This window comes from Pseudomonas sp. Sample_24 (assembly GCF_004307605.1).
Classification (GTDB): Bacteria; Pseudomonadota; Gammaproteobacteria; order Pseudomonadales; family Pseudomonadaceae; genus Aquipseudomonas.
Map to the genome: position 1 here is coordinate 38,455 of NZ_RCNW01000339.1, position 11,838 is coordinate 50,292.

Annotated in this window: 10 protein-coding genes and 1 pseudogene; 8 read left to right on the forward strand and 3 right to left on the reverse strand. The window is 59.3% G+C overall.

Features of this window, described 5'->3' with window-relative positions:
* The first annotated feature begins 71 nt into the window (after nucleotides 1-71).
* The 5 genes from D8V06_RS18930 to katG all read left to right on the forward strand — a co-directional run bounded on the left by D8V06_RS18930 (nucleotide 72) and on the right by katG (nucleotide 5,899).
* Entirely contained in the window at nucleotides 72-923 is an 852-nt protein-coding gene (locus D8V06_RS18930; RefSeq protein WP_130931529.1) for a putative selenate ABC transporter substrate-binding protein, read from the forward strand.
* Nucleotides 920-1,717, forward strand: coding sequence for an ATP-binding cassette domain-containing protein (locus D8V06_RS18935; protein WP_130904656.1), 798 nt, complete (start codon nucleotides 920-922; stop codon nucleotides 1,715-1,717). Before D8V06_RS18930 ends, D8V06_RS18935 begins: the two co-directional genes overlap by 4 nt.
* Nucleotides 1,711-2,538, forward strand: a complete 828-nt coding sequence (locus D8V06_RS18940; RefSeq protein ID WP_130906621.1) for an ABC transporter permease — start codon at nucleotides 1,711-1,713, stop codon at nucleotides 2,536-2,538. The genes D8V06_RS18935 and D8V06_RS18940 overlap by 7 nt, the downstream gene beginning before the upstream one ends.
* On the forward strand, nucleotides 2,535-3,302 hold the full coding sequence (phnE, locus tag D8V06_RS18945) for a phosphonate ABC transporter, permease protein PhnE (protein ID WP_130931530.1): 768 nt from the start codon (nucleotides 2,535-2,537) through the stop codon (nucleotides 3,300-3,302). The genes D8V06_RS18940 and phnE overlap by 4 nt, the downstream gene beginning before the upstream one ends.
* Before the next feature lie 341 nt (nucleotides 3,303-3,643).
* Nucleotides 3,644-5,899, forward strand: a complete 2,256-nt coding sequence (katG, locus tag D8V06_RS18950; protein WP_130906623.1) for a catalase/peroxidase HPI — start codon at nucleotides 3,644-3,646, stop codon at nucleotides 5,897-5,899.
* Nucleotides 5,900-5,978: 79 nt separating this feature from the next.
* Here katG and D8V06_RS18955 read toward each other — a convergent pair whose 3' ends face one another.
* From D8V06_RS18955 to D8V06_RS18965, 3 genes are all read right to left on the reverse strand, one after another.
* Complete coding sequence (locus D8V06_RS18955; RefSeq protein ID WP_130906624.1) at nucleotides 5,979-6,338, reverse strand: DUF6124 family protein; 360 nt, start codon at nucleotides 6,336-6,338, stop codon at nucleotides 5,979-5,981.
* A 463-nt stretch (nucleotides 6,339-6,801) separates the two neighbouring features.
* A complete protein-coding gene (locus tag D8V06_RS18960; protein WP_130904652.1) occupies nucleotides 6,802-7,197 on the reverse strand; it encodes a hypothetical protein in 396 nt (131 codons plus the stop codon).
* 316 nt (nucleotides 7,198-7,513) lie between these two features.
* Nucleotides 7,514-7,801, reverse strand: a complete 288-nt coding sequence (locus tag D8V06_RS18965) for a barstar family protein (RefSeq protein WP_130904651.1) — start codon at nucleotides 7,799-7,801, stop codon at nucleotides 7,514-7,516.
* Between the two features lie 124 nt (nucleotides 7,802-7,925).
* Between D8V06_RS18965 and D8V06_RS18970 the strand changes: the two are divergent.
* From D8V06_RS18970 to D8V06_RS18980, 3 genes and pseudogenes are all read left to right on the forward strand, one after another.
* A pseudogene (locus D8V06_RS18970) lies at nucleotides 7,926-8,330 on the forward strand (transposase); the annotation flags it as partial.
* Nucleotides 8,331-8,580: 250 nt separating this feature from the next.
* On the forward strand, nucleotides 8,581-10,272 hold the full coding sequence (locus tag D8V06_RS18975) for a molecular chaperone HscC (protein ID WP_130931531.1): 1,692 nt from the start codon (nucleotides 8,581-8,583) through the stop codon (nucleotides 10,270-10,272).
* Nucleotides 10,273-10,278: 6 nt separating this feature from the next.
* On the forward strand, nucleotides 10,279-11,646 hold the full coding sequence (locus tag D8V06_RS18980) for a J domain-containing protein (protein WP_130931532.1): 1,368 nt from the start codon (nucleotides 10,279-10,281) through the stop codon (nucleotides 11,644-11,646).
* Nucleotides 11,647-11,838 lie beyond the last annotated feature (192 nt).

The window sequence follows — 11,838 nt, forward strand, 5'->3', positions numbered from 1 at the left end:
TGCGCCATGCCACTCACCGCCCATGCGGGACGCAGCGCCTTTTTTTGTAGTGAATGAAACGGAGAACTTTCATGCTCATGCGTACCCTGGCACTGGCCGTCGGCTTGACCCTGTCCATCAGCAGCTTGCTGGCGCAGGCCGCCGACACCCTTAAAGTCAGCGCCATTCCTGACGAAGCCCCGACCGAATTGCTGCGCAAGTTCAAGCCACTGGGCGCTTATCTGGAACAACAGTTGGGTATGAAAGTCGAGTTCGTGCCTGTCAGTGACTACCCGGCGGTGGTCGAAGCGCTGGCCACGGACCGAATCGACCTGGCCTGGCTTGGCGGGTTCACATTCGTCCAGGCCCGTTTGAAAACCGGCAACGCCATTCCCCTGGTCCAGCGTGAACAGGACGCGCAGTTCACCAGCAAATTCATCACCGCGGACCCGGCCGTCAAATCCCTCGCCGACCTCAAGGGCAAGACCTTCGCCTTCGGATCGGTGTCGTCCACGTCCGGCAGTCTGATGCCGCGCTACTTCATGCTCAAGGACGGCATCAAGCCGGAAACTTATTTCAGCCGCGTCGGCTATTCCGGCGCCCATGACGCCACGGTTGCCTGGGTCCAGGCCGGCAAAGTCGATGCCGGCGTGCTCAACGCCAGCGTCTGGGAAAAACTGGTTGCTGCCGGCAAAGTCGATACCAACAAAGTCAAAGTGTTTGCCACCACGCCCACCTATTTCGATTACAACTGGACCGTGCGCGGCACCCTCGACCCGGCACTGGCCGCGAAAATCAAGGCAGCGTTCCTGGCCCTCGATCCGGCAAAACCGGCGGACAAGGCCATTCTCGACCTGCAGGCCGCCAGCCGTTTCATCGAAACCAGCCCGGATAACTACAAGGGCATCGAGGAAGCCGCGCGCGCTGCCGACCTGCTCAAATGACCCTGCAGCTGACCCGGGTCAACCTGACCCATACCAATGGCATCCACGCGCTGCATAACGTGGACTTGCACATCGCGGCGAGCGAACAGGTCGCCATCATCGGCCCGTCCGGTGCGGGTAAATCGAGCCTGCTCAATCTGCTGGGCACCGCCCTGCAACCGAGCAGCGGCGAGCTTCAACTGCTCGGCGAACGTGCGTGGCAACTGTCTGCCCGCCAACGCCAACGCTTGCGCGCGCGAATCGGCCTGGTCCACCAGTCGCCGCCGCTGCCGCCGCGCCAACGGGTGGTCACGGCGGTGCTGGCCGGCAAAATTGGCCAGTGGGGCCTGGGCAAAAGCCTGATGAACCTGCTGCATCCGCTGGATGTCGCCGGCGCACGGGCGGCGTTGGCCAGGCTGGACCTGGGCGACAAGTTGTTCGCCCAATGCCAGCAACTGTCCGGCGGCCAGCTTCAGCGCGTGGGCATTGCGCGCGTGCTGTATCAGGCGCCCGAGGTGTTGCTGGCCGATGAGCCGGTGTCGGCGATGGACCCGGTACTGGCCGAACACACCCTGTCAGTGCTGTGCCGTCATGCACGGGAACACAACGTCACGCTGGTCGCCAGCCTGCATGCAGTGGAACTGGCCCTGGCGCATTTTTCACGGATCATCGGCTTGCGCGACGGACAGATTATGTTCGACCTGCCGGCCAGCGCCGTCGACCGCGAACTGCTCGACAGGCTCTACGCCAACGAACAGTTGCTTTCCCCTCCGGTCCCACCGGTCCCTCTGGTTGTGCAGATTCCTCGATGCTGAAACGCGATACCCGAGACCCGGCCGCCCGACCGCGTCTGCTGCTGACGCTATTGGTCATTGCCTTGCTGTGGCCAGGCATTCACTTCAGTGAACTGGATTTGAGCGTGCTGGTGGCCAGCGACAGCCAAAGCGAGATGGGCCGTTTTGTCTCGGCGTTCTGGCCACCGGCCCATGGCGAAGAATTCTTCCAGTTGCTCCTGCAAGCCACCCTGCAAACCCTGGCCATCGCCACGGCGGGCATGGCACTGGCGCTAATGCTGGCCGTGCCCGCCAGCCTGTTGGCCAGCCGGGCGTTGTCGTTGTCGGCGGCGTCCCGCGCAGGGCGTCCCGATTCCTGGGGCCAATGGCTGCGCTGGCCGGTGCGCGGCTTGCTGATCTTCCTGCGCAGCGTGCCGGAGATCGTCTGGGCGCTGTTGTTCGTGCGTGCCGTGGGCCTCGGGCCGACGGCCGGGGTCCTGGCCATTGCCATTACCTACAGCGGCATGTTGGGCAAGGTCTACGCGGAGATCTACGAGTCGGTGGACCAGCGCCCCGCCCATGCGTTGCTGCAAGCCGGCAGTGGTCGCCTCGCGGCCTTCGTCTACGGGATTGTGCCCAATGTCGCGGCGGAGTTGTTGTCGTACACGGTGTACCGCTGGGAATGCGCGATCCGCGCCTCGGTGGTGATGGGGTTTGTCGGTGCCGGGGGCCTCGGCCAGCAAATGGACCTGTCGTTGCGCATGTTCGCCGGCGGTGAAGTCGCCAGTCTGTTACTGACGTTCCTGGTGCTGGTGCTGTTCGCCGATCAACTCAGCCGTTTGCTGCGCTGGAGGCTGGCATGAATCGCTTGATCAACCTGGCGCTTTTGCTGGGCATCGTCGCCGCGGCCATCGCCTCTTTCGTCTACCTGGGTATCGACCTCGGCGAACTCGGCGCCACCGGCAATTTCGGGCGCATGGCCGATTATGCCCGGCGTTTCCTCAGCCCGGACTTGAGCCCAACTCACCTGCAAGCCATCGGTCATGGCGCAGTGGAAACCATCGCCATGTCGGCTTTGGGCACCTTGCTCGCGGCGGTATTCGGCCTGATGTTGGCATTGCCGGCGGCGGGACGGTTCGGCTGGCCGTTGCAGAGCGCGTCACGCCTGGTGCTCAACGCCCTGCGCGCAGTACCGGAACTGGTGTGGGCGGCGTTGATGGTGCTGGCGGCCGGGCTCGGTCCCAATGCCGGCACCCTGGCGCTGGCCCTGCACACCACCGGAGTACTCGGCCGGCTGTTCGCCGAAGCGCTGGAAAACACCCCGGCGCAACCTGCCGAAGCGATCCGCCAGCAAGGTGGCAACGCGATATGGGCGTTCTGTTACGGCACGCTGCCCAACCTGTGGCCGCAAATGGTGGCCTACATTCTGTATCGCTGGGAAAACAACATCCGCATGGCCAGTGTGCTCGGATTCGTCGGTGCCGGTGGTCTGGGACAGATGCTGTACGTCAGTCTCAGCCTGTTTCAAGAGGCTCAGGCCAGCACAGTCATCCTGGCCATGCTATTACTGGTATTCGCTGTCGATACGTTGAGCAGCTGGAGCCGTCAACGCTGGGTCAAGGCCTGACGGCTTTTGCAAAACGCCTCGCCCTGAAAGATTTCGCCTATCGGCTGCCAATACTGCGGCTATTAGCTGACTTACCAAGGGGCGACTAGCATTATCTAACGCCGGTGCCATCTGGCCGGCCAAGACCTGATAACGAGATAAGAACGAGTCTGCAACTGACTGGGCGTACCGTGGGTCATCCTGTCGGCAATTGCGTTGCCTGTGTTCAGAATACCCGCAAGGCCAGATCGATCAGAAGATCGTATTGCACGGCCGCAAGCCTGAGTCATTGATTTCAATCACCGCTGTCCGACCACAACCGGGGCGGTCAGCTGAATGACACGACCGAGGGTAGCTCACACATGGCAACTGAATCGAAATGCCCGTTTCATCAGGCCGCCGGCGGTGGCACAACCAACCGCGACTGGTGGCCGAATCAACTGAATCTGAAGATCCTGCACCAGCACTCGTCCCTCTCCGATCCCATGGACGAAGACTTCAACTATGCCGAAGCCTTCAAGCAGCTGGACTTTGCAGCCGTCAAAAGAGACCTGACGGCACTGATGACCGACTCGCAAGATTGGTGGCCCGCCGACTTCGGCCACTATGGCCCGCTCTTTGTGCGCATGGCCTGGCACTCCGCCGGCACCTATCGCACCGGTGACGGGCGCGGTGGTGCCGGCTCGGGCCAGCAACGCTTTGCACCGCTCAACAGCTGGCCGGATAACGTCAGCCTCGACAAGGCTCGCCGGCTCCTCTGGCCGATCAAGCAAAAATACGGCCGCAACATTTCCTGGGCCGACCTGATCGTGCTCACCGGCAACGTGGCGCTGGAGTCGATGGGCTTCAAGACATTTGGTTTTTCCGGTGGCCGCCCGGACGTCTGGGAACCGGACGAAGATGTGTATTGGGGTTCGGAAAGCAAATGGCTGGCCGGTGATACCCGTTACGGCAAAAACGATCAACCGATGCAGAAACCCGGTGAAGGCCCGCTCGTTGCCGAGCCTGGGGAAAACGAAGACAGCCGTGTCGAGCCTGGCCGCAATCTGGAAAACCCGCTGGCCGCTGTGCAAATGGGCCTGATCTATGTGAACCCGGAAGGCCCCGAAGCCAATCCGGATCCGGTCGCCGCCGGCCTGGACATTCGCGAAACCTTCGGTCGCATGGCGATGAACGATGAAGAAACCGTGGCCCTGATCGCCGGTGGTCACGCCTTCGGCAAAACCCACGGCGCGGGTCCCGCGGACAATGTCGGGGCCGAGCCCGAAGCGGCCGGCCTGGAAGAGCAAGGGCTGGGCTGGCGGAACAAGTTCGGTACCGGTAAAGGCCCCGACACCATTACCAGCGGCCTGGAAGTCACCTGGACAACGACCCCGACCCAATGGAGCAACAACTTCCTGGAGAACGTGTTCGGCTTCGAGTGGGAACTGACCAAGAGCCCTGCTGGCGCGCATCAGTGGAAGCCAAAAAATGGAGCAGGCGCCGGCATCATCCCGGATGCCCACGATCCGTCCAAACGGCGTGATCCCACCATGCTGACCACCGACCTGGCGCTACGCTTCGACCCGATCTACGAGCCGATTTCACGGCGCTTCCTGGAGAACCCCGACCAACTGGCCGACGCCTTTGCCCGCGCCTGGTACAAACTGATCCACCGTGACATGGGGCCGCTTTCGCGCTACCTCGGCCCGGAAATGCCCAACGAAGAACTGCTGTGGCAAGACCCGATTCCAGCGGTCGATCATGAGCTGGTCAATGACAGTGATGTCGCTGCGTTGAAGAGCAAACTGCTGGCCTCGGGTCTGTCGGTGTCGCAGCTTGTTTCCACAGCCTGGGCGGCGGCGTCGACCTTCCGCGGCTCCGACAAACGCGGCGGTGCCAACGGCGGGCGCCTGCGTCTGGCGCCACAGAAATTCTGGCAGGCCAATCAGCCGGAACAACTCTCGGGTGTGCTGGAAAAACTCGAAGGTATCCAGAAGGAGTTCAACGCCGGCGGCAAGAAAGTCTCGCTGGCTGACCTGATCGTGCTGGCCGGTTGTGCCGGGGTCGAGCAGGCAGCGAAAAATGCCGGACACACCGTCACGGTGCCTTTCACACCCGGGCGAATGGATGCGAGCCAGGAGCAGACCGATGTCGAGTCTTTCGGCTTCCTTGAACCCATCGCCGATGGTTTCCGCAACTACCTCAAGGGCCGTTACACCGTCCCGGCGGAAAAGTTGCTGATCGACAAGGCGCAATTGTTGACGCTCACCGCACCGGAAATGACTGCGCTCATTGGCGGCATGCGTGTGCTCAACACCAACGTCGGCAAAACCGCCCACGGCGTCTTCACCAGCCGCCCGGAAGCGCTGACCAATGATTTCTTCACCAACCTGCTGGACATGGGCGTGGAATGGAAACCGGTGTCGGAGGCCAATGAGGAATTCACCGGAACAGACCGCAAGACCGGGCAACAGAAATGGACCGCGACGCGGGTCGATCTGGTCTTTGGCTCCAACTCTCAACTGCGGGCGCTGGCCGAAGTTTATGCCAGCGCCGGCGGCCAGGAGAAATTGGTCAAGGACTTCGTGGCAGCGTGGACCAAGGTGATGAACCTGGATCGGTTCGACTTGAAGTGAAATAGCGAAGTACTGATGAGCCACCCCGGCATTGAAGGTGTCGGGGTGGTTTTTTTTTGGTCCTTCGTCAATTAGCGGATCATTGCGGCGGGTCAATCTGATCCAGTACGCGGTTCGCCGTGATCTCCGCCAGCATGATGCTGTTGGAAATGCCCAGCAGCGCATTGCGGTCGCCACCCTCCAGATGATCGACCAATTGATGCACCATCACATCCACCGAGGCCAGCGTCTCCACCAGATACACCATCAGGGTTTCAGTCTTGACCTCGGGGTCTACCGTAAACAGCGTGCTGACTGTGCGCGGCGTGGCCTTGATGTCGGCCGTCGAGGGGAAGTGGGAGTTGAGCGCGCGCTCGGCGGCGTCGTTGAGAGTCTTTGGATCGGGTTCGTAGGGTGACGTGGGATCGGTTTCTGGCGGATTCGGCGTGGGTTTGATCATGATGAAACTCCTTGTGTATTTAAAGGAGTCATCACCCTTGCTACCAAACGAAGGGTGGTGACCATACGAAGGTTGGTAGACCGGCACACAAGGCAAACCCGGCGCGCCCGAAGGCGCCCTGCGCATGGCCACCATAAAACAGGTGTCGAAAAGCACCTGCAAAAGGTGACGCTGTGCGCCTTGTGGTGGCCGGGCTACCAAACCCGATCGCTGTTTTTTTCAGCGACCGGCAAACAATAGAACCCAGCCCCAAGACGCACAAGCCGGCGGATTCTGGCGTAACCGTAGGCAACGGCGCAAGGTTTTGTGGCTTTCTGGAAGAAAGCCTGAGGACGTTTAAACACAAACCCCACATCGACGTTTAAAAACGCCAAACACTCACCTGTAGGAGCGAGCCTGCTCGCGAAAAGAGCCAGAGAGGACGGTGCCGCTCCAGCCGGAGCCCCCGTGGACCTGCCTCGCGTCACGGATTGAGTTTCAAATGCGCATTGACCCGCCCGCTTTTTGGATCAACAAACCAGAACTCATTATTAGCTACTTTCACCTGGCTGCATTCCGTTGGGTAGCCTTTGGGTATGACGCAAACAACACCCTCGTTAAGTGTCCAGCGTTCCTTCTCGGGAGGGTCAGGTGCCATTTGAAAAATGTCCGTTCCATCGGGCGAAAACAAAATCGAATACGGACGACTGCCCTCCCGAGTGGTGCCATACAGCTTCTTGTTCATTAACGTGCCGTGGATTTGCTCGTCATTTAACGTGACGGCGTTTGCCGGCACAGATGGCGGTTGATAAGCGCTACTGCTTGCGCATCCAGCGAGAAAAATCAACGAGGCGATCATTCCGAACTTTAAGAAAGTCATGCCGCACCTTCCTTGTATTTTCCGAAAAAATTTTCGGTAAATCAAAGCTTAGTCAACGCGTTTGACCCACCCCGGTACAGGCGCCCAACGGTTGACGGTGAGGTGCACACTTCTACGTTTTGTTGGCATTCGTTAGGTATGGGGCCGATAGTGGGTGTTGTAGACAGGCAGCGATCGGCCCAGAGTGTGTAAAAACAGATGGTGCCGGCAGCCAACGGCAGTGAGCCAAGAATCTCGGTGCGGGATCTACTGAAAATTTTCCTGAGGAAGGCTGGCGGTTTACGTGGCTCCGGCCAAATGTCGACCTAAAAATCGTTTAGTCGAACTCCACATCTGGTGCGAGTTCTGGATACTCGATCTTCATGTCTTCAAGGATTTTTTGCATCAGCTTCGCATCCTCCGGTAAACGTCTGGATAAAGTATTCCACCCTGAGATTTTCAAGTGTATGGGCATTTCCACAAGTCCCGTAATTGCATCCCAGAAAGCATCCCAATTACAGCCGTACCAGCCAGGGAATTCGAGTGCATCTTTCAAGATGGAATGGAGTTCGTCAGAATTCGTCACCTCACTTAAGTCAAACTTTACAACCTGTAAGCGGGTCATCGTCAGCACCTCAAAAATTGTTCGCCAGTAAGAGGGGTAACTGAAGTCCGCCTCTGTCAGGGAGCCTATGCCGGTATACACCTTTGCTATGATTTTCCGAGGTGTTTAACTCCAGGAATCGTCAATGAAGCGCTTCATCCAAGGCGAACATCGCGGTCAAAGCACCTTACTTCCCGAGAGTCTTGACGACTACGTCAGCGATACCAACCCGGTGCGCGTAGTCGACGTCTTCGTCAACGAACTCGACCTGGCCAAACTTGGTTTTGACGGTGTCATACCGGCAGTGACGGGCCGGCCAGCTTATCACCCCGCGATCTTGTTGAAGATTTACATCTACGGCTATCTGAACCGGGTTCAGTCGAGTCGACGCCTGGAGCGGGAAGCCCAACGCAACGTCGAGCTGATGTGGCTGACCGGGCGTTTGATGCCGGATTTCAAGACCATCGCCAACTTCCGAAAAGACAACAGCAAGGCCACCCGAGGCGTCTGCCGCCAGTTCGTTGTGCTGTGTCAGCAGTTGGGACTGTTCGTGAAAAAGCGTGAAAAAGGGGACAGATCTATTTTTAGAATAATAAATTCGTCCCCTTTTCTGCGGGTTCGCTTCGGCGCCATTTCCGATTGCTGACGGTCCCCATTTTTCCTCGAGTCGGGTTAAAGCTGCCGCCAGCACTGCCGATAACTCCAGCCATGGATTTTCGTACCGCTGGTACGACTGTGACGACTGACCTTGCGACCAAAGTGCTCTGCTGATCGGCCGCGTCATTTAAGGAAAAGTGATTGTGATCATAGGTATCGATCTGGGCACCACCAACAGCCTCGTGGCTGCCTGGGACGGCGAACATGCCCGGATACTCCCCAATGCCCTGGGTAACCTTCTCACGCCTAGCGTCGTTGGCCTCGACGACCACGGCCAACTGGTCGTCGGGGATATTGCCCGCGAGCGGTTGCACACCCACCCGCACCTCACCACGTCTCTGTTCAAGCGCTACATGGGTAGCTCCCGCGAAACGCTACTGGGCGCACGCGCTTACCGCGCGGAAGAGCTCTCGGCGATGCTGCTGCGCAGTCTCAAGGCTGACGCCGAACGTGCCTTGGGCGAGCCTGTTCACGAAGCGGTGATCAGCGTGCCTGCGTATTTCAGCGATGCTCAGCGCAAGGCGACGCGCATTGCTGGCGAACTGGCCGGGTTGAAAATTGAAAAACTGGTCAACGAGCCCACCGCCGCAGCCTTGGCCTATGGTCTTCAACAGCGAAACGAAGCGACCTTTCTGGTGTTCGACCTCGGCGGTGGCACCTTTGATGTGTCCATTCTGGAACTATTCGAAGGCGTGATGGAAGTCCGCGCGAGCGCGGGAGACAACTTCCTTGGCGGTGAAGACTTCGATGACCTGCTCGTGGAGCATTTCATCGCAAAAATCGGCACCGCTGACCTGCCAGACACCAGCCTCCCTGCCATCGCACAGCGGTTGCGGCGTGAAGCTCAACGGGTTCGCCATGCCTTGGGGCCGGCGCAGGCGGCACGCTTTACCCTTCGCGAGCAAACGCGTGAGTGGAGCATTGAACTGACTCAAGGCGAGCTTGCTGACATCGTTCGTCCCCTGCTGGACCGCCTGCGTGCGCCGATCGAACGCGCAATGCGTGATGCCCGCATCAAGGTCGCGGACCTGAACGAAATATTGTTGGTGGGCGGCACGACACGCATGCCGCTGGTGCGCAAGCTGGTCGCATCCCTGTTCGGGCGAATCCCGGCGATGCAGCTCAACCCGGACGAAGTGGTCGTGCAAGGTGCGGCCATTCAGGCGGCGCTTCAGGCTCGCCATGCCTCCCTTGAAGAAGTGGTGCTCACCGATGTGTGCCCCTACACCTTGGGCATCGAGACGTCGGTACAGCAAGGTGGCGGTTTCCAAAGCGGCCATTACTTGCCGATCATCGAGCGCAACACGGTGGTGCCGGTAAGCCGGTCCCGTACCGTGTCCACCCTCAGTGACAACCAGAGCGTGGTCAAACTGGGTATCTATCAGGGCGAAAGCCGGCTGGTGAATAACAACATTTTCCTGGGGGAGTTGGAAATTCCGGTGCCGCCGCGCAAGGCCGGTGAAGTCACCCTGGATGTGCGCTTCACCTACGACAACAACGGCTTGCTCGAAGCTCAGGTGCATTTGCCGATCAACGGCGACACTCGCCGGCTAGTGATCGAGAACAACCCTGGCGTCCTGCCTGCAGAAGAAATCGCCCGGCGGCTGGTCGCCCTAGAATCGCTGAAGGTGCACCCACGCGATCAGCAGATCAATACCCTGTTGCTGGCACGACTGGACCGTTTGTATCAGGAAAGCCTCGGTGATGGCCGGGAGCATATTGCCGGGCTGGCGAACTATTTCCAGCAAATGCTCGACACCCAGGACGAGCACCGGATACGCGCAGCGCGCAGCGATATCACTCAGCGCCTTGCTCATTTCGAACGAGAGGGTTAAGCCACCATGAGCCATTGGCAATTGCTCAATCTTACCCCGGACGCGGACGAACGCAGCATCAAGCGCGCTTATGCGCGGCTGTTGAAAAATCACCGCCCGGACGAAAATCCCGATGTATTTCAGCGCCTGCGTGAAGCCTATGAAACCTCACTGGCTGAGGCTCGCTGGCGCGCGCAGATTGAAGAGGAGGTCGTTGATGCCCCGTTAGCCATCATCGCGCCTACCGCAGAATACTCCCCACTGGTCAGCCCCTTGGAGTCCGTCGACACCCTGATCACCGTCAGTCCTCCAGAACCGTCCCTGGAGCAAATGCAGCAATGGTTGGCCGAGGGTAAAGGCCGCCAGGTAATGGACGCCTTGCGCCACTGGCTTGCCAGCGACTGGCTACTTCCCTTCGAGCGCCGCCAGCAGTTTGAGGAGAGCATATTGGATTGGCTCGAATCTGCCTCGCAATGGTCGCCATCCTTTTTCGACGACGTCTGCCAGGCCATGGGGTGGGACGAAGCCCAGGGTAATTTGCCGTGTGAATACTGGCGCTGGGATCGCCTGATCCGGCGATGCGAAATGCAGGTCATGGAAGAATCCGTGCGCCGTGACCTTGCCAGGTTCGACGCCGATAATATTCATGGGCAGGCCGCCGCCTTACTATTCAAACCCATGAGCGATAGCCGACGTCGTGGATTGGCCGACTACCTCACCAGCCTCGACTGGCAACGTTTTACTCAGATTGCGCAATCCATCGAATACCAGTACCCAGAGTTGCCTCAACGTCTCGGGCTAAAAATACTGGACAACTGGCGGGATTGGTTGCCGCCCGAGAGCTTTCGAGGGGTGTACCTTTTCCTGTGGCTCGCGTTGGCGGTTGTTGTTATGCCTTCGGTGTTTGCCGAAACTGCAAAAAGGGATGGGCTGGCCGGTCTGCTTGTCATCCCCCTGTTCATACCGCTCGTGATTTGGTTGGGGATGAAGGCTTACCAGATCTGGTCCCTGGTGGCGGTGTCCGCGGGGTCGCTGGATGTGCTGCTCAGCCGCCGGATACTCCCGCGCCGTTGGTACAGGCAAGGTGCCGGGCTGCTGTTGCTGCGCCATGTACTCCCCACTGCCGTGCCCGCAGCCCTGGCATATGCGTGGGCCAGTCATGTGCCGTGGATACGCTGGGTCAGTCCGCTGGTAGTGTTCCTGGGCACGCTTTATTTCACGAATATGGCACTGCGCGGCGGGAAGGTCTCGATGTGGACTGCAGCGCTACGAGCGATTAGACACAAGGTCGGGCAGTTACTCTTGCGAGTATTGCAGCGCGAAGTCTTCGTGGTCTTGATCATCATGCTGGTGATGGGTGTTTCGACCTATTCGCGTATGAAACCTGGTTTTTAGAAGATGAGATTCCGTGGCATTGCGCAGGCAAGACGAGTTGCTAAACGTCTGTAGGAAGCTATTGGCCCGAAGCAATTCGACGCATAGCGATTGTAAAGAGTTGAGAGCCGTTGAATCGCATCAAGTCGACAAGGCAACCCGCCCTACCCCGGCGAACTCGACTTCCACTTGCACCCCGGCCGACCCCCAGTA

What these genes read in the sequence shown, in the direction of transcription:
- D8V06_RS18930 (WP_130931529.1), top strand. Translation starts at nt 72, where the DNA reads ATGCTCATGCGTACCCTGGCACTGGCCGTCGGCTTGACCCTGTCCATC.
- D8V06_RS18935 (WP_130904656.1), top strand. Translation starts at nt 920, where the DNA reads ATGACCCTGCAGCTGACCCGGGTCAACCTGACCCATACCAATGGCATC.
- D8V06_RS18940 (WP_130906621.1), top strand. Translation starts at nt 1,711, where the DNA reads ATGCTGAAACGCGATACCCGAGACCCGGCCGCCCGACCGCGTCTGCTG.
- phnE (WP_130931530.1), top strand. Translation starts at nt 2,535, where the DNA reads ATGAATCGCTTGATCAACCTGGCGCTTTTGCTGGGCATCGTCGCCGCG.
- katG (WP_130906623.1), top strand. Translation starts at nt 3,644, where the DNA reads ATGGCAACTGAATCGAAATGCCCGTTTCATCAGGCCGCCGGCGGTGGC.
- D8V06_RS18955 (WP_130906624.1), bottom strand. Translation starts at nt 6,338, where the DNA reads ATGATCAAACCCACGCCGAATCCGCCAGAAACCGATCCCACGTCACCC.
- D8V06_RS18960 (WP_130904652.1), bottom strand. Translation starts at nt 7,197, where the DNA reads ATGACTTTCTTAAAGTTCGGAATGATCGCCTCGTTGATTTTTCTCGCT.
- D8V06_RS18965 (WP_130904651.1), bottom strand. Translation starts at nt 7,801, where the DNA reads ATGACCCGCTTACAGGTTGTAAAGTTTGACTTAAGTGAGGTGACGAAT.
- D8V06_RS18980 (WP_130931532.1), top strand. Translation starts at nt 10,279, where the DNA reads ATGAGCCATTGGCAATTGCTCAATCTTACCCCGGACGCGGACGAACGC.